The organism is Sorangium aterium, assembly GCF_028368935.1.
In the GTDB taxonomy this organism is placed as follows: Bacteria; Myxococcota_A; Polyangia; order Polyangiales; family Polyangiaceae; genus Sorangium; species Sorangium atrum.
The window spans coordinates 34628-51561 of sequence record NZ_JAQNDK010000006.1 but is presented as its reverse complement, the minus strand read 5'-3'; the positions used below and the strand labels follow the sequence as shown (position 1 = coordinate 51561).

Here is a 16934-nt window from a genome sequence, read left to right as displayed (position 1 = left end):
GGATGCCGATGATGTCCAATTCAACGTTCTTCGTTCTCCTTGTTGTTCCGCTCGTCGCTGCCGGTTGCGGCACCACTCCAGGGGTGAACGATCCCGGCGAGGCGGTCCCAGAATCGCTATGCATCGAGCAGCTTGCCATGGATCAGGTGATCGATGGCTGCGGCGTGTTCGTCACTGACCCGTTTTTCGGCGGCGACGACGCGAACCCCGGCACGAAGGACAGGCCGGTTCGTTCGATGCAGCGCGGGATCGAGCTCGCACGCACCGGGCGCGGTCGCGTGTTCCTAACCAACCTCAGCCTTGACGAGCACGTCACGCTGCCCTCCGGCGTGGATATCTATGGAGGCTTCCAGCTCGTCGATTGGGGACGCGGGCCGGGTGATACGACCAAGATCGTCCCCCGCTCCGGTAGGAGCATCGCGCTGATCGTCGAGCCAGCGGGCGCGGGCGACACCGGGGCAGCGGATGGCGTCTCGACGATCGACCATGTGACCGTCCTGGGCGGGATTCATGTCGGGATGCTGGTCCGGTCGGATACCGTGGTGGAGTTCACCCGGGGCAAGATCCGCGCATCCTGGGGATTGGGAGGCCGCGATGGCGAAGAGTGGCCCTGGCCATCCCAGGCAGCGGACGGCCCGCACGGCATGTACGGCGGGGATGCGTGCTCGGCGGCCACGATCGCCGGCGGGCCGGCGGTGGTCAACCCGTGCGACGGCGGAATGCCGAGCGTCAGTGGCAAGGGTGGTGACGGGCTTCCCGACGGCGCGGAGGATGGCGACACCGGCACGCCCGTCCTTGCGTCCGACCCCACCAGCTCAGGACGGGGCGGGGACGGAGACCGCGAAGTAGACGGCGGTTGCGACAGTGGATTCCACGGCAGTCCTGGCCTCTGGGGAACACCGGGCGCGGTTGGCGAGGGCATCGGGCGGATCACCGAGACCGGATGGGAGGGCGATGGGGCAGCCGAGGGCAGCCGCGGCATGCCGGGCCAAGGCGGCGGCGGGGGCGGCGGCCGTCGCGGCGGGCTCGTCGTGTGCGGCGAGGCCGCGAAGGGAGGCGCCGGCGGCGGCTCGGGCGGCGCAGGGGGCTGCGGCGGACGAGGCGGCCGAGGGGGCGGGAACGGCCAGCCAACGATCGGCATCGTCGCGCTCCACGCCAAGCTGACGGTGCGCGATAGCGAGATCGAGACGCTCGACGCGGGGACGGGGGGTGACGGCGGGGAGCCCGAGGATGGCGGCAAAGGCGGCCGAGGCGCACCTGGCGGGGCCGTGGGCGATGGCAGGTGGGGCTGTGAAGGCGGCAACGGCGGCCGAGGTGGCGATGGCGGCTACGGCGGCCCGGGGCGCGGCGGCGACTCGATCGGCATCGCCTACCTCGACGAGGACCAGCTCACGATCGAGGGTGTCACCTACAAGCTGGGGCTGCCAGGCAAGGGCGGCGTGAGCTGGGATTGGTCTGGCGAAGAGATCCGGGGGGAGGACGGCACCCGGGTCGAGACGCTGCGTTTCCCTGAATAGGATCACGACACTTCAGGCGAACCCTGGTGTGACAGGGCGCCGACGGTGGCACGCTCGGAGCTCCACGAGGGCGCCCGCGGGCCTGCTGGTGGCGACGTCGACAGCCGCGCGGCGCCCCAAGAGCACGACGCCGAGACCTCGCTCGGGGAGCTCGCCGCCGAGGGTCACGAGCTCAGCGGCGTCCGCCTCGACCCCGGTCCGCAGGCCGTGGCGTCACGCACCCCCAAGCACACCTCTCCGGTTCCGCGACTGTCCGCGCATTGAGGACGGACAACCTGGCGCTCGGGGCGCGATCCACGGCCGAGCAATGTCCTAGCGCTCTGGTGGGGACGCTTGCTTCTGGAAAACATGCGGGCGAGCGTGCGCGAGCGAGAAAAATCGCGGGGTGGAGGCAATGAGCATGGGCGAAAGATCCAGACCGAGGCGACGGAGGACGATCCTTGCGGTCGCTGTGGCCGCCCTGGCGCTCGGCGCGGCAGGGGCCGGGTGCTTGTGGGAGTTCGGGGACGACACGTTCGGGAGCTTCTGCGCGGCGGCGGTGGGTGGCGAGGAGCACTGCGTGGGCGAGAATCAGGGGCCGGGCGCCGCGTGGGCCCAGGCCGAGAAGGACGGCGCTCTGCCCATCGAGGTGTGGGCCACCTGGCCGAACAACAAGACGCCGGAGGAGATCGTCGCGAGCGAAACCTCGCTCGGCGTCTGGTTCGGCCACATCGACGAGGCGATCGCGTACGTGCGCGACGACGCGAGGAACGCCGAGTCGCTGCGGGCGACGCTCGCGGGCAAGCTCGCGTCGCTGCTCGACGAGGCGAGGGACCGCCAGAGGGTGCTGCTCGCGGAGGCGCCGGTCGACGCGGCCGGCAACTTCAAGGCGGCGATGCTCGACAAGGCCAGCGCCGAGAGGGAACCGCTCGCCGCCACGCTCGCGGCCGACCGGCAGGCGATGGCGGCCGTGCAGGCGGTCTTCGACCAGGCCCGGAGCGACGTCGCGCCGCTGCGATCGAAGTACGCGGGCGTCGCGGCGCGCTTCGCCGCGTATCGCGCGACCGAGGCGGCGGAGACGGCGGCGTACGCGGCGCTCTCGAAGCAGGCGTCGCGGTCGGACATCGACGGCCTCGACGGCGTGGAGCAGGCCGTGCTCGCGGCGGCGCGCGAGGCGAGCCGCGCGCCCGGCGAGCTCACCGCGGAGATCCTGAGCTGGTCGGCGACGCTCCAGGTCTTCGCGGCCTCCTTCGATGAGGCGATGGCGCCGCACAGGGAGCTGCTCGCCACGCACGGCGCGGTGCTGCCGGACATGACCTCGGGCGCGCTGCGCTCGCTGAACGCGATGCTGGGTTACGTGAAGGGTCGCGTCGCCCGGAGCGACGCGACCGCGTCGGCGCTGCTCGGCGGCATCGCGCTGCGCCGGCAGGCGCTCCGCGTACTGCAGATGGACGAGGGGGCGCGCGAGGCGATCGCAGAGGCGCGGACCCGTAAGGCGTCGGACGCCTTCGGGGAGCGGGCGCGCGCGCAGGTCGCGGCGCTGTCGGCGGCGCCGCCGGTGAGCGAGAAGCTCGGGCTGCCGCTCTTGGCCGAGCGGTGCGGCGAGCTCCTGGCGCTGGCGCAGCTGCGACCGCTCTGCGAGGCGGCGGGGTCGTCCTGGCGCGAGGCCGGGTGCGCGGAGCTTCGAGGAAGGTTCGACGCCGCGGCGGCCGAGCTCAGCACGGGGGTGCCGCAGAAGATCGCGGCGGGTCTCGCGGCGCTGCGGGAGAAGGGCATGGCCGCGGCGGAGCTCGACGCGGCTCAGGCGAGGCTCGACGCGGGGGACGTGAAGGGCGCCGCGATCGCGTATGACGCCGCCGTGCGCGGCGCGGAGGGGACATGAGGCGGTCGAAGAAGAACGTTGCTCCGCGTGGCGTTCGCGCCGCTGTGCTGCGGAAGCTCGTCGCGCTGGTCACGATGGTGGCGGTGCTGGCGCCGTCGGTGGGGTGGGCGGGAACGCCGTACACCTTGCTCTGGAACGAGCGCGAGGACGCGACCTCATGCGGGAAGGCCGAGCTGGAGAGGGAGGGCGAGGCATTCTTCGAGGTGAACCAGACGCCGCTGCCCACGTACTCGGTTCCGGACGCGCTGCGGATCGAAGCCGATGGCTCCCAGAGCAACATCTTCGAGGCGGAGTTCGACTCGGTGCTGCTCCGCACGGGCAGCAACGACTTCCACTTCCGAGTCCACACCGTCAACGGCGGCGACTGGTGTACCCACTCGCACGAGGTGGTGCACCTCGTCTCGGAGCCGCTCGGGCTGAACAAGCCGCTTTTCGATATCCGCCGCGATGCAACCGGTTTCGAGGGCAGCCGGAGCGTCGACCTGAGCCTCGCGGAGATCAACCCGGCGCTGGCGCGCGACATCGAGATCCTGCTGACCGAGATCGCCAAGGAGCGCGCGGCGCTCGTGGCGAACGCACGGGCGGTGGGCCTGCTCGCGGAGAAGATGGACCTGCTCCAGCAGCTCGACACCGAGCTCAAGGACCTTGTCGGCCGGCCGCTGGACGAGATCTCGCGGACCGACCTCGAGGCGATCCTGGACCGGTATGAGGACGCGGTCGCACCGGAGACGCGCGCGGCGATGGAGCAGCTCGTCGACGACCTGAAGAAGAGCGTCAGCGATCTCGAGGACGAGGTCGCGCGACTGATGGACGAGTTCGGCGCGCAGGCCGACGAGGTGGCGGACCTGGCGACGGAAGACGCGCGCGCCGAGGGGTGGGACCCGGACGACCCGCAGGCGTACGCGCTCGGGGAGAGCGAGGTGCCGTGGGTCGAGGTGCCGGACATCGCGGAGGTGGACGGCGCGTTCGAGGAGGGGCGGGATCCCTACGCGGCGTACGCGGACGCGGTGCTCGCGGCGCTGGAGGCGGACGTCAGCGGCCGGGTGGTGGTCCTCCGGGCGGACTTCGTGGCAAACGTGCGGGCGTGGAGGGCCAACAGCGCGGCGCTGGAGATCGCGCTGCGCGACCGGATGGGGGTGTCATTCGCGGAGACCAACGCGTTCCTGAAGGCGCAGAGCCGGATCACCGGGTTCGTGCGGCAGTTCATGGATGCGTCGGACTGGTTCGAGGACTCGCCCGTGCCTGCCGACCTGCGGGCGCAGGTGGACACGGTGCTGAAGCCACGGTTCGATGCGCTCGCGGACCAGATGAAGGACAACCTCAACCTGTGGACGGGGGGCGGGCTCGACCTGGAGCAGACGCAGCTCTACCAGACGATCAGCGCGTTCGCGGGCGCGATGTCGACGGTCGCCGAAGGCTTCGAGGCGTACGGGGAGGTGATGCAGACGCTGGTGCACGCGACGACGCGCATCGGGGTGGGGTTCGTCCCCGTGGTCGGGCCGACGCTCGACCTATGCGAGGCCGTGACGGGCAAGGAGTGGTGTGTGCCGTCGGGGCGAGAGCTCAGCGATGAGGAGCGGATCTTCTCGGGGCTCGGCTTCGGGCTCGGGGCGGTCGGGCACATCTGGCACGGCGTTGCTGCCGCCGGCGCGCTACCGCCGCGTGGGATCCGGATCGCTGGGGAGATCGCGGAGGTCGATGATGTCCTTGTCAAGGGATTTGAGGTACGCAGGCTTCGCGCGTACAAGACGCTGAGGGGAGCGGTGACGGCGCAGCCGCTCTACCCGTTCGAGAAGACGGCGGCGAAGTTCCTCGCCCGCGATGGGCGGACGCTCCTCGGCGTCGGCGATGACGGCGTGCGCGCGACGCTCTGGCCTAAGTTGACCGGCAATGCGGCCACCAAGCCAAGGGCGCCCGACTTCATCACGGTGTCCGCGCAGGGCAAGCTCGTCCTGAGCGAGGCGAAAGGAGGGGCCAATGTCAATGGCAATGACGTCATCGAGCAGTTGTCGAGCGGGATGGAGGGGGTACGGCAGAACGGACTCGTGGGAGATGTCGAGGAGGTCCAGCTCCTCATGGAGCGGGGCGGAAAGTTCGGTGGCACCCAGTACATCGCGCAGGACGGTTACCTCTTCGACACGCAGAAAGGCAAGAGGGCGAGCCTGAAAGGCTTCAATATGCCCATCAAGGTGATCCGGCTATGAGCACTCCGGGGCCTCGCTTCTACGCCTGGTGTGATGAGGCGTCGCGGGTCGACGCGCTCGCCGCGGCGCTGTCGACGCTTGCGCGCCCAGGGGGGTTCCTGGATGCGTGGGCAAACTTCGACGTGAGATGCGCCACGAAATCCATCGAGGCGGCCGTCGCCATGATCCGCACCCAGTACCCATGCACCGGCACGGCTCACGCCACGTGCAGCACGATCCTTCCCGGCGCCCAGCGCTTGGCCCTTCCGGACCAGCGTGGACCCCACTCCCCTGCCATGCGCAGCATTCTTGTCGATCTTCAGTGTTTCACCGAAGCGTACGAACCTCGCTGGTCGTTGCGAGGCCCCCACGAGCCGCAAGGCCCCCTCGAGATGTACCCGGAGAACTGCATGCACTTTTTCGGCTTCATCCTCGAGCTCGCCTGGGGCAGGGGACCGCGCTCCTTCGAGGTCGAGGCCGAGCTGGCCTGGCACCTCCTGCAGATCGACCTCGAGGATCTTCTGCTCCGCTTCTGCGAGCCGGACGGGAGCGGGCGCGTCCGAACCGGCGCGTGCACGAACGCATGGCACTGGCACGCGCCGGTCACCACATGCGCGACGTACAACGCGGACGCCCGCGAGATCGCGCGCGACCTCGCCGTGTCGTGGGTACACCTCCACGACCAGGACAACGTGTCGCGCATCGCGGGCATCCCGTTGTCCATGCTCCACGCGCGCGTCGAAGCCGCGCCGCGCGGGGCGCGCGTGGCCCTCGCGCCGCCACGCGGATCGCGCGTCGCCAGGAAAGGGGGCGGCGCGCCGACGTGGTCGCTCTCCCGCGAGACCGTCCTCAAGGCGCTGGCCACGCCGCCCTCGGCGCTGCTCGACGCGCTGGAAGCCTCGGCGTTGCCCGACGGCGCCTGGCGTGCGGCCGCGCCGCGCGCCGCTGAGATCCTGGAGTGGACACGAAGGCTCGCGGAGACCGGTGATGGTCCACCGACCTGGCCGGTTGACACAGACAAGCACCGTCACTTCCGCTTCCTGAAAACGCACCCGCCGTTTCTCGTGCGCCGCCTCGCGAGCGGCGGCGTGGTGCTGGCGACCCATCCGTTCTGCTCGCTCTGGCCGCTCTGGGCCGACGCGCTCGACACGCTCGGCCTGTCGTGCTGACAACGAACGTCGAGTGATGAGAGCAGGACCTTACTTCTATGCCTGGTGCGACGAGGCCGCGCGGGTCGACGCGCTCGGCGCGGCGCTGTCGGCGCTCGTCGACGAGCCTCCGCATACGGTCGGCGTTCGCCTCTACCCCGGCCCGGAGACTCACGAGGCTCCTGTCGACGAGGCGGTCGCGGCGATCCGCGCCCGCTTCCGACGCGCCGATGCGGAGGTCGTCCTCCACTCGATCTCGAGCTCCGGACAGTTCGTCCGTTGCAACCTTCGCTGCTTCACCGACAGGAGCGAACGCTCCACGTCATGGGGCCCCCTCCACCTGCACCCTGAAAATCTCCAGGAATTCGCCCCGAAGTACATGATCCTCGACTTGGGCAGCGGCTCGTCCTCGGTCGGGGCCGAGGCCGTGCTGGCATGGCACAAGGTCGTCACCGACACCGAGGACTTTCTCCTCCGCCTCTGCGCGCCCGACGCGAGCAGGCGCGTCTCGACCGGCGGCTGCACGACCGCCTGGACCTGGCTCGCGCCGGTCTCGATGTGCGCGACGTACCACGCGAACGCCCACGACATCGCGCGCGATCTCGCGCTGTCGTGGGTCAGCCTTCACGAGAACGAAAGCGTCTCGCGGATCGCGCGCCTGTCGATCGAGGCGCTTCGCGCGCGGGTGGAAGCCGCGCCGGCCGGGGCGCGCGTGGTTCCGACGGACAAGAGCGGGCGCTCGATCCCGCTCTCCCGCGAGACCGTCATCAAGGCCCTGGCGCTGCCGGCCTCCGCCCTCATCGAGGCGCTCGTGGCCGCCGCGGATGTGCCCGACGAGGCGTGGCGCGCCGCGGAGCCGCGCGCCGAGGAGATCCACAACCTGACGGTGCAGGCCAAGGCGCGCGGCGAGCAGCTCCCCGCGAGCCTAAAAGGGCCACCGCTGTGGTACGTCGAGATGACGGGCGAGCACGTCTACTTCCTCGCCGACCACGCCCCGTTCACCATTCGCCGCCTCCCGAGCGGCGGCATGATGATGGCGACCCATTTCTACCGCACGCTCTGGCCGCTCTGGGTCGATGCTCTCTCCGCGCTCGGCATGATGCCCTAACGATCCCGCTCAGCCGCCGCCGCGTGCCCGCCTCGCTCGAGCGCATCGACCTGATCGTCGAGATCGCCGGTTGGCGCTTCGGAGGAGCGATTCGCCTGCCCCTGCGAGCCGAACAGCGAGACGACGTTCTTGTGGGACGGCAACGACGCCTTCGGGCGCCCCCTCGAAGGCGCGGAGGTGGCGGGGCAGGACCTGGCGGGCGAGCTGGGCGGCGGAGCGGTGGCGCCAGGAGGGCGTGGGGCGCGGGCAGCATGGGCTCGGGCCGTCGTGGTGGTGACTGAGGTGGCTGCGCCGATCGCCCCCACTGAAGCGCCCGCGGTGCTCCATTCAGGAGCCGCAGGAGCTCACGCCGTCAGTCGATGGCTGCGCACGAGGGACTGGACGGCGGGGGGAGATGCCGCGTAGAAGGGGACGGCAGACCGGTTTCGAGAGGGGGAGTGATACGAAAATCCCCGGAGGCGCTCGCAACGCTGACAGGTGTTTGAAATGGCGACGAAAATTGGGGCGATCTGGGGTGTGCGGAGCGCCTCGGGTGCCCGAGCGAGGAGCGGATCGGGAATCTCTCGCAAACCGGGTCGCAAGTGCGCGAAATGTCTTGTAGTCTCCGTGCCCACTCTCCGCCGCTGAAAGGCGGCGGCCCCATTGAAGCCACTTCAGGTTCGGCAGGTCGTGATAGGACGCGCCCGCTGTCCGCCGCTGAAAGGCGGCGGCCCCATTGAAGCCACCACCTGCGCCACACGGCGCTCACGAACCTCTACCCTCTCCGCCGCTGAAAGGCGGCGGCCCCATTGAAGCCACAAGCACTTCTTCTCGGTGACGCGCGCCCATTCCGCGTCTCCGTCGCTGAAAGGTGGCAGCCCCATTGAAGCGCGTCCATCGCCCCTACCTCACGACTTGATAGCGACCTCTCCGTCGCTGAAAGGCGGCGGCCCCATTGAAGCTCGCCACTGATGACGCGCTTCACCGTGTCGTAGGTGCTCTCCTCCGCTGAAGGGCGGCGGCCCCAGTGAAGTCGCGCTCTCGGCGTCTCGTCCGCGACGGCGTACCAAGCTTTCCGCCGCTGAAATGCGACCCATTGAAGCGTGACGTCGGCAGAGATCGCCGCGAGCGAAGCCGTCTTTTCCGCCGCTAAACGGCGGTGGCCCCATTGAAGCGTGGACACGTTCGCGGCCTCTGTCCCTGGCGTCGACTTTCCGTCGCTGAAAGGCGGCGGCCCCATGTTTCGGTTGGCAATGTGCGCCGGTGTGCGATGGAGATGAGCCGGTACCGCCGATGGCCCTCACCGCCACGGCACGGCCGCACCGGCCATCGCAGTCGGTCCCGGCGCACCCCTCGGTGTCACCTCTGCGCGCGGCGCTGAGGGGGCGCGCAGAACTACCAAATCGCGCCCTTCGTTTTCCCCGTTTTTCGGCCCCTCAGCGGCGCTTCCAAAAACACCTAACCCCGCGACATCGCTTGATGTTCTTTCCGGGCGTGTACACCGGTAGTTCGCGTTGAACTACCGGGAGCGCAGAACTACCGTTTCGGGCACCTTCCGGCGGCGTCGGTCACGGTTGCTCCCGAACCCAAAACGGACGGAGGTACGGAATGGCATCCGCGGCTCTCGCGCGTGTATCGGCACAACTTGTTCATCGTCAGGCTGACAACGGCATGCGCGCGATGGAGAGGACGATCCTGAAGGCGCCCGTCGGAGGATCGCAGAGCCCCAGGATTAGCACGCCTACGGCCGCCGCCACCGCGACGCTCGCGATCCCGCTGGACGGGCTCACGCTCACAGCGCCGCACCCGGAGATGCTCTCGCAGAAGAACGTCGAGTCGGTCACCGGGATCCCGGCACGCGTCTTCCTCGACACGATCCGCGGGCCGGGCTTCCCGCTGCCGGTCACGAGGCTCGGCAAGCTGCGCCTCGTCCAGCGCGAAGCATTCGTCGCCTACCTCCAGGCGCTGGCTGGTGACCCAGCGTCGCGCCGTGACGCAGACGGGGATGAGCAAACGCGCGTTGCCGCCGTGCTGGCGGCTGCTGGCCTGGAGCTCATCCCGTGCGCACGCACCGGCCGAGCGGTCGCGCCTCCCCACGGCGCAGGCGGTGGCAGGCTGCGGCGGACGCGTGGTGGGCTCGTCCGGCGTTGAAAATGCCGCGCGAGCCCGTCATCGGACCCCCAGGCAACCGGAGACGACCCATGATTCATCTCGCCCAGCTAAGGCGGGCGCGTGCCAAGCGCTCGCCTTCGCTCTCCGCCGCGTGCCTCCCCGCGCCGTCGTCCGCCGAACCGGCGGGCGCGCTCGAGCCGCTGCGGCGGGGGCCCGTCGTCGCGCTGGGAGACAGCTGCACCCGACGCGGCCTCGCCGAGCCGGCGAGCTTGACGGAATGTCGGAAGCCAGACGCTCGCGCCGCCCGCCAACCAACGACAGTGATGCGCACCAACGGCGTGGGCTCCGTCCGGCTGCGCGGGAACACCTGGACCGCCAGCCTGCCCGCGTACTGGACCGAGGACGAAACCAACGCGCGGCTGGAGGTGCTCGCCGAGCGCGCCGGGCGCTTGGAGGCCGCCCGAGCTCGTTGCCGACGAGGAGCGCCCCACGACGGACACCGCACGAAATTGACGCAGTTCCGTGGGCAGCGTGTGCCGATCGGCGATGGCGACGACGCGATGCCGCCGATGGCCCCTACCGCCACGGCACGGCCGCGCCCACTATCGCAGCCGGTCTCAGCGCACGCCGCGGCGCGACCTCCCCGGGCGGTGCCGGCGGGTCGCTCCGAGATACCAAATGATGCCCTTCGCTCCTCCCATCTTTCGACCCCTCTTCGGCGCCTTTCAGAACACCTAACCCCGCGACACGACGCGGTGTTTTCTCAGGCGCGTACAGCGGGTATCTCGCAGTGAGATACCGTCGGCTCCGAGATACCTTTTCGGGCACCTTCCGGCGGCGTCGGTCACGGTTGCGCACGAACACAACACAGATGGAGGTACAGCATGACACGAGCGGCTCTCGCCCGTGTATCGGCACCGCTTGCTCTTCGTCAGGCCGGCAGCGGCGTGCGCGCCAGCTACAGAGAGAGCCTGGAGCTTCCCCCCGGCGGATGGTCCAGCCCGAAGGTGATCGACCAGACAGCGACGGCGACGGCAACCGCAACGCTCGCGATCCCCCTGGATGGGCTGACGATTACGGCACCGCCGCCGGAGATGCTCTCACAGAAGAACGTCGAGTCGGTAACCGGCATCCCCGCGCGCGTCTTCCTCGACACGATCCGCGCGCCGGGCTTTCCCCTGCTGATCACGAAACTCGGCAAGTTGCGCTTGGTCCAGCGCGAGGCGTTCGTGGCCTACCTCCGGGCGCTGGCCAGTGAGCCGGCCTTGCGTCGCACGACAGAGGCGGATGAGCGCACGCGGGTTGCCGCCGTGCTGGCCTCCGCCGGTCTCGAATCTGTCCCATGCCCGCGCACCGACCGGGCGAGCGCTCCTTCCGCAGCAACAAGCCGTGCTAGGCTGCCGCCGAAGTAGAGCGGGCCCGCTCGGCGCTGGAACGCCGGACGGGCCCTTGATCGACCCCCGCGTTCACCGGAGACCGACCCATGACCGACGTACCCCAGCGACGGGTGCGCGCCAAGCGCTCGGCGTCGTCCCCCGCCTCATCCCTCCCTGCACCGGCATCGACTGATCGGCGTCTGCGTTCGAGCCGCTCCGCCGGACGTGCCACTCCGGTGGAGGAAGCAGCGGCGGTCGCCGCAGACTCGCCGGGCTCGGCGAGCACGACGGAGCACCCGAAGCTGGCGACTCGCGCACCCGGCAGGCCCGCAGGAGACAAGCGCGCCAACGGCTCCGGGTCCGTCCGGCTGCGCAGGAAGACGTGGACCGCGCGACTCAGCCTCGGCGAGGCCGGTCGATCCACGTTCAGCTTGCCGACGTGCCGGACCGAGCAGGAAGCCAACGCGCGCTTGGAGGTGCTGTCCGAGCTCGCCGGGCGTCTGCTCGCGGCCGGCCAGATCGTGCTCGGCTTGCCGCTGCTGGAGCGGGCTGCTGCGCGCGAGGGCAGCGCGCTCCGCGACGTCCGGCTTGCCATCGAGCAGCTCTGCAGGGGCGAAGCGCGTGCTCGCGCGTCCGGGGAAACAACCTTCGCTGAGTTCGCCGAGTTGGTTGTTTCTGGAAGGCTCGCCGAGCAATACCCACTGCATGTGAAAGCGCTTCGCCATCCGGAGCAATACCGGCATAAGCTCAATCATGTTCTGGGGGTACTCGGCCCCGTTCCTCTCTCTCGTTTGATGCTCGATCATGCGGATCGAGCGATCTCCATGCTGCCAGGACATCTTGAGGACTCCTCGCGTCAAGGAGTCGCAAAGGTCATTCATCGGATACTCGCGCTCGCGACCTATCCGGCGCGCATCATCGCCAGCAATCCGCTGCCACGTGGATGGATCCCCAAGGCCGAGGACAACAAGGCCAAAGGCTCCCTCTATCCCGACGAGGATAGGCGCCTCATGGCGGCGGTGAATATTCCGCTGTCTTATCGGATCTATTATGGCTTCCTGATTCGCGAGGGAATGCGGGCAGACGAGGCCGGAAGGCTGGAGCCGTCCGACCTGGATCTCGATCGCGGCGCCGTGGTGCTCGACGAGAACAAGACGGATGACCCACGCGCGTGGGCACTCTCACCCGACGTCGTGCGCGCGCTTCGGACCTATTTCGCTATATGTCCCCCGAAGGAGCGTGTCTTCATTGGGCCGAGCGGGCCCCTGCCGGGGCGCAGTGGGGCGCACAACTTTCGAAATCACCTGCGCCGTGCTGGCATCGATCGGCCCGAGTTGTTCGAGACCACGCAGTCACGGCTGAATATACGCTTGCACGACACCCGCGCGACTTTCATCACGATCAAGCTCGCAAACGGCCGCACGGAGACGTGGATCTCCGATCGGACCGGGCATAAATCGAGCCGTCAGATTCACCACTACAAGCGCGCGGCGCGCAAGGTCGCAGAGCTCGGCTTGGGGGACTTCGCTCCTTTGGACGAGGCGATCCCCGAGCTGAACGGCAGGGGCGGCCGTTCAGGTGGAAGTGATCCCATGTCCGCGGGACCGGAGGCGAGCGCGTCGTCGCCGAGCAACGACGCGTCCCTTGTCCGCGCGCTGCACCACCGAGCGCCGGCCGCGGTCGTTGACCACGCCGGCCAGCTCGTAGCGGGCGCCCCGGTGGCTGCAGGCGCCCCGTTGGGCCCGCGTTGGGCCACACCGGCGAGCTGCCCGACCGCGAATCAGACAGAACGTGTTGGAATCATTGACATTTCGTCCGCCTCCGCCTCGTCGTCACAGAAATCCTGGCGGGGTTTCTGACACGCGGAGTCAGCGCAGGCGCAGCTGCACCCCCAGCATCCCCGTGACGCCGCCCTTCGGCAGCGCGGCCTCGGGCTTCGGGGTGAGGTGGAGGTCGGTCTGGTGGATCCGCACGAACGCCTCGGCGCTCCCGAGGAGGGCCACGCTGCCCTCGGCCGGCCATACGAGGTCGATCGCCGTGCGCGTCCCGAAGGCCCACCCGTGCCCTGTCTCTTCCGGCTTCTTCGGGTCGCGCGGGGAGGCCATCACCCAGTCGGCGGCGGCCTCGATCCTCGCCCGGACGAGCGCGTCGAGCGGCGCGATGGGCGCGGCGATGCCGCCGCCGCCCCCGAGCGTGAGCCACTGGACGGACAGGCCCGGGGCCGGCTCGCGCAGGGCCGCGGCATAGGACACCGAGAGGGTCCCGAAGAAGCCCGAGCGCCGGTCGAGCGACGTGGCCATGACCCAGCCGCCGACGCGGGCGGGGCCGGCGGCGCGCGCGGGGCCGACATCGAGGCCGTTGCCGACCAGCCCGCCGGCGGCGAGGAACCAGCCCAGCGGGCGCGGCGGCGGTGCGTCCGCGGCCGGCTCAGCGGCGGTCGGGGCGGCGGCGGTCGGGTCGGGCGGCGTCGCGGAGCCGGCGCGCTCCGACGCCAGGGCCGCGACCAGCAGCCCCGCGGTGCGGTAGCGGTCGGGCAGCGGATCCTCCTCGCGGAACTCGATCTCGCGCGATGACAGCGTGCCCTCGGGGGCGCCGAGGGAGGCGACGTCGACCCGCAGCCGGCGGTAGTCCGGGCCGTCCAGCCAGACGACGGCGAGCGCCCGGAGCGGGGTCCCGGCGCGCTTCGGATCGCCGAGCGCGCACCCGCCGCCGCCGGCGGCGCGGGAGCACGCCTCGACGAGGAGCGCCGGGAGCTCGCCTTGTACGGCAGGGCCCGACGCGATATCGACGACGATCGGGGCCGGCAAGAGGTCTACCCGGGACCGACGCTACCGAGCGGGAGCGGCGAAGGCAAGCAGGAGACGGCCGCCGGGCGCTCGCGGCGGTGCCTCGCATCCGTCGACCATGAGCAGATGATGACCGACCCCAGGAGGCCCTCGGGGCTTGTCGTCGTTCCAGTCGACCGCTGATCGCCCCATGCACGCAGCAGGAGGAAGGTTGAGCACGACATCCGGACCAAGACCGGAACGGCGTCGTTCGCCTTCATCCTGGAGGACATGGACATCCAGCGATTGAATATTTGCAGGACGTGAAGCACGATGGGTATGTCGGAATCCCGACATGCGAAGGTGCGGCCTTCCCGCTTGCTGGGCGGGACCCTGGCCGGGCCAGCCCGACACGCAAGGCAGGCGACACGTGGTCGGTCAGCCAGACGCCGTTGGAGGCCTGGTAGACGAGCGGGCCGGCGAAGATCGCGATCCTGTGCCGATCTCTCCTGACGCCGCGCTCCGAACGATCCCTCGCTCGACGCGGCGCTCCGAAGGAGCCCCGCCAGCCTCGTCCTCCCCCCGGGATCGAGGACAGCGGGAGGCCGGTCGATTGGAATTGACATCCGGAATGTGAACGTTCACATTGACCTGCAGGGGCATCCTTCTGCTTCGGCGATCTCAGTTCCCATCCGGCTCGACCAGCGACCCGAATCGAGGAGAGATGCCACTGGGACTACTGTCTTCGTTCGCTCGAGGCAAACTGGCGTCGCTACGGGCGCCACAGGCCCGTGGCACAGTGGCCAAGTCAGGTGGCCACTTGGCGTTGCGAGCCGCATTCACTCGGCAATAGCGCCCGATCAGGAGAAAAGATGAGAAAGACGCTGATGCTCGCGTTCGTATTGGCCGCACAAGGCTTGAGCTGCACCGCTGACAACCCCGGAGCCGAGAAGCCCACGGCGACCGGAGACGCTGGCGGGGCAACTGCTGGAGGAGGCGCTGGTGGTAACGGCGGCGGCGCAGCAACCGGGGGAGCGGGGGATGGCGGCGGCGCAACAAGCGGGGGAGCGGGAGACGGCGGCGGCGCAACAAGCGGGGGAGCGGGAGACGGCGGCGGCGCAACAAGCGGGGGAGCTGGTGGCACTGGCGGTTCCGGTGACGTGAACGCATCGACCGGGCCGTGCGATCTTTACGAGAGCGGCGGCACGCCGTGTGTTGCCGCCCATAGCACGGTGCGCGCCCTGTTCGGCGCCTACGCCGGGAAGCTCTACCAAGTCCGGCGTGCCTCGGACAACGCGACCAGGGACATCTCCGTGCTCAAAGCCGGGGGCCCCGCCGATTCCGCACCACAGGACGCGTTCTGCGCCGGGACCTCGTGCGTGATCACGGTGCTCTACGACCAATCCGGACACGGGAATGACCTCTGGTACCAGGGCTCCGACGTGGTGCCCGGCTCACCGAGGAGCAGCCCAGCGAAGGCCACCACGGAGTCGCTGCAGGTGAGCGGGAGCAAGGTCTACTCGCTTTACATCAACCCCGGCAACAGCTACTGGCGCGACGGCCACACCACCGGCGTTCCGACGGGAAGCGCGCCGGAAGGCCTGTACATGGTGACGAGCGGCATCCACGTCAACGGCGGGTGCTGCTTCGACTACGGCAACAGCGAGACCACCCGAAAGGCCGACAGAGCTGGCGCCATGGACGCCATCAACTTCAGCAAGCAGTGCTGGTTCGGAGGCTGCTCCGGCACCGGTCCGTGGGTGCAGGCCGACCTGGAGTGGGGTCTGTTTCCGGGCGGCAGCAGCAGCTGGAACCCGAACCAAAAGGCGCTTCCGCACAAGTACGTCACCGCGATCCTGAAGAACGACGGGACCACGCGCTTCGCGCTGAAGGGCGGCAACGCCCAGTCGGGAAGTCTGACCAAGCTTTACGAGGGCTCGCTGCCGCCCAACTATAGCCCGATGAAGAAGCAAGGCGCCATCGTGCTCGGCAGTGGTGGTGATTGCTGCAAGCCCGACGGCGGCGCGAACGACAGCGCAGGTACGTTCTACGAGGGCGCGATCGCCGCCGGCTACCCGAACGATGCTACGGAGGACGCGCTCCAAAACAACATCATCGCGGCTGGCTATGAGTGAGCGGGCGCGGATGGCGTGTCCAGCGCTGCTGCGGGAGCTTCATGGCGGAGAGAGAGGAGCCGCCAAGAACGCCGAGTTCACAGGGAGTGAGCTACGCGCCTGACGCCGGTACGGAGGACGGCCACGTTGAAGTTGAATCAAGAGGCCAAGTCCGCTAAGCGAACTCACGACGGGCTTCGCCCGACGCTCAGCGCCTGGCGCGCGGCCTCGCCCCACACACCTGCTGGCAGACACTCCCGCGGAGACTCCGATGAACGAGGCCTCGATCACCCGGTACATCACCGACACATTGGATGGCGTCGATGTGGTCGTCGCATCCCGCGAGGCCGGGTCTCCCGAGCTCGCCTGGGGCGACACCTTCTTCAGCTACGACCCCGGACGCCAGCTCCCGCCTGCTCGCCGGTTCCCGTTCGCGACGATCGTCACCAAAGACTATGGCGAATTCGACTGCGCCTCCCAGCTGGATCGCCCGGGAGTCTTCCGGCTGAACATCGGCGTCAGCAAGGAGACGTACCGCTCCTTGTTTGGCCCCCAGCCGTCTCCTCCTCCTGCTGGCAGAGCCGTGGAGACCGGCCACGACTTCGCCGCCCTGGATCGACTGCTGCCGCACCCCGTGTACGCACCGCAGTCCTGGGTCTGCGTGCTCAACCCCAGCGAGGCAACCTTCGAGGCGGTGCGGCCGCTGCTGGCTGAGGCCCATCAGCTGGCTGTCAGCAGGTACGCGAAACGCGAGACCCGCGAATGAGGCTG

The 16934-nt window shown here is 69.4% G+C and carries 12 protein-coding genes; 11 read left to right on the top strand and 1 reads right to left on the bottom strand.

What is annotated here, in order from left to right:
• Nucleotides 1-8: 8 nt before the first annotated feature.
• The 9 genes from POL72_RS44295 (at nucleotide 9) to POL72_RS44255 (ending at nucleotide 13143) form a co-directional block, all read left to right on the top strand.
• Complete coding sequence (locus tag POL72_RS44295) at nucleotides 9-1517, top strand: hypothetical protein (RefSeq protein WP_373372319.1); 1509 nt, start codon at nucleotides 9-11, stop codon at nucleotides 1515-1517.
• Nucleotides 1518-1562: 45 nt separating this feature from the next.
• On the top strand, nucleotides 1563-1781 hold the full coding sequence (locus POL72_RS44290; protein ID WP_272102949.1) for a hypothetical protein: 219 nt from the start codon (nucleotides 1563-1565) through the stop codon (nucleotides 1779-1781).
• Nucleotides 1782-1968: 187 nt separating this feature from the next.
• A complete protein-coding gene (locus POL72_RS44285; RefSeq protein ID WP_272102948.1) occupies nucleotides 1969-3378 on the top strand; it encodes an ATP-binding protein in 1410 nt (469 codons plus the stop codon).
• On the top strand, nucleotides 3375-5582 hold the full coding sequence (locus tag POL72_RS44280; protein ID WP_272102947.1) for a hypothetical protein: 2208 nt from the start codon (nucleotides 3375-3377) through the stop codon (nucleotides 5580-5582). Before POL72_RS44285 ends, POL72_RS44280 begins: the two co-directional genes overlap by 4 nt.
• Nucleotides 5579-6730, top strand: a complete 1152-nt coding sequence (locus POL72_RS44275) for a hypothetical protein (RefSeq protein ID WP_272102946.1) — start codon at nucleotides 5579-5581, stop codon at nucleotides 6728-6730. Before POL72_RS44280 ends, POL72_RS44275 begins: the two co-directional genes overlap by 4 nt.
• 16 nt (nucleotides 6731-6746) lie before the next feature.
• Entirely contained in the window at nucleotides 6747-7817 is a 1071-nt protein-coding gene (locus POL72_RS44270) for a hypothetical protein (protein WP_272102945.1), read from the top strand.
• Between the two features lie 1650 nt (nucleotides 7818-9467).
• Nucleotides 9468-9947: a hypothetical protein gene (locus tag POL72_RS44265; RefSeq protein WP_272102944.1), complete on the top strand. Its 480-nt coding sequence runs from the start codon at nucleotides 9468-9470 to the stop codon at nucleotides 9945-9947.
• Between the two features lie 845 nt (nucleotides 9948-10792).
• A complete protein-coding gene (locus POL72_RS44260; RefSeq protein ID WP_272102943.1) occupies nucleotides 10793-11320 on the top strand; it encodes a hypothetical protein in 528 nt (175 codons plus the stop codon).
• Between the two features lie 200 nt (nucleotides 11321-11520).
• A complete protein-coding gene (locus tag POL72_RS44255) occupies nucleotides 11521-13143 on the top strand; it encodes a tyrosine-type recombinase/integrase (protein WP_272102942.1) in 1623 nt (540 codons plus the stop codon).
• 9 nt (nucleotides 13144-13152) lie between these two features.
• On the opposite strand, the gene POL72_RS44250 is transcribed toward POL72_RS44255, so the two are convergent.
• Entirely contained in the window at nucleotides 13153-14091 is a 939-nt protein-coding gene (locus POL72_RS44250; protein WP_272102941.1) for a hypothetical protein, read from the bottom strand.
• A 1118-nt stretch (nucleotides 14092-15209) separates the two neighbouring features.
• On the opposite strand from POL72_RS44250, the gene POL72_RS44245 reads away from it, so the two are divergent.
• Together POL72_RS44245 and POL72_RS44240 are read left to right on the top strand one after the other, a co-directional pair.
• Nucleotides 15210-16184 (top strand): arabinofuranosidase catalytic domain-containing protein, encoded by a 975-nt coding sequence (locus POL72_RS44245; protein ID WP_272102940.1) that lies wholly within the window; start codon nucleotides 15210-15212, stop codon nucleotides 16182-16184.
• Nucleotides 16185-16434: 250 nt separating this feature from the next.
• On the top strand, nucleotides 16435-16929 hold the full coding sequence (locus POL72_RS44240; RefSeq protein WP_272102939.1) for a DUF6194 family protein: 495 nt from the start codon (nucleotides 16435-16437) through the stop codon (nucleotides 16927-16929).
• The last annotated feature ends 5 nt before the right edge of the window (nucleotides 16930-16934 follow it).

Excerpts from the sequence above, each read along its gene's own strand:
- POL72_RS44295 (WP_373372319.1), top strand. The coding sequence starts at position 9 with ATGATGTCCAATTCAACGTTCTTCGTTCTCCTTGTTGTTCCGCTCGTC.
- POL72_RS44280 (WP_272102947.1), top strand. The coding sequence starts at position 3,375 with ATGAGGCGGTCGAAGAAGAACGTTGCTCCGCGTGGCGTTCGCGCCGCT.
- POL72_RS44275 (WP_272102946.1), top strand. The coding sequence starts at position 5,579 with ATGAGCACTCCGGGGCCTCGCTTCTACGCCTGGTGTGATGAGGCGTCG.
- POL72_RS44270 (WP_272102945.1), top strand. The coding sequence starts at position 6,747 with ATGAGAGCAGGACCTTACTTCTATGCCTGGTGCGACGAGGCCGCGCGG.
- POL72_RS44265 (WP_272102944.1), top strand. The coding sequence starts at position 9,468 with ATGCGCGCGATGGAGAGGACGATCCTGAAGGCGCCCGTCGGAGGATCG.
- POL72_RS44260 (WP_272102943.1), top strand. The coding sequence starts at position 10,793 with ATGACACGAGCGGCTCTCGCCCGTGTATCGGCACCGCTTGCTCTTCGT.
- POL72_RS44240 (WP_272102939.1), top strand. The coding sequence starts at position 16,435 with ATGAACGAGGCCTCGATCACCCGGTACATCACCGACACATTGGATGGC.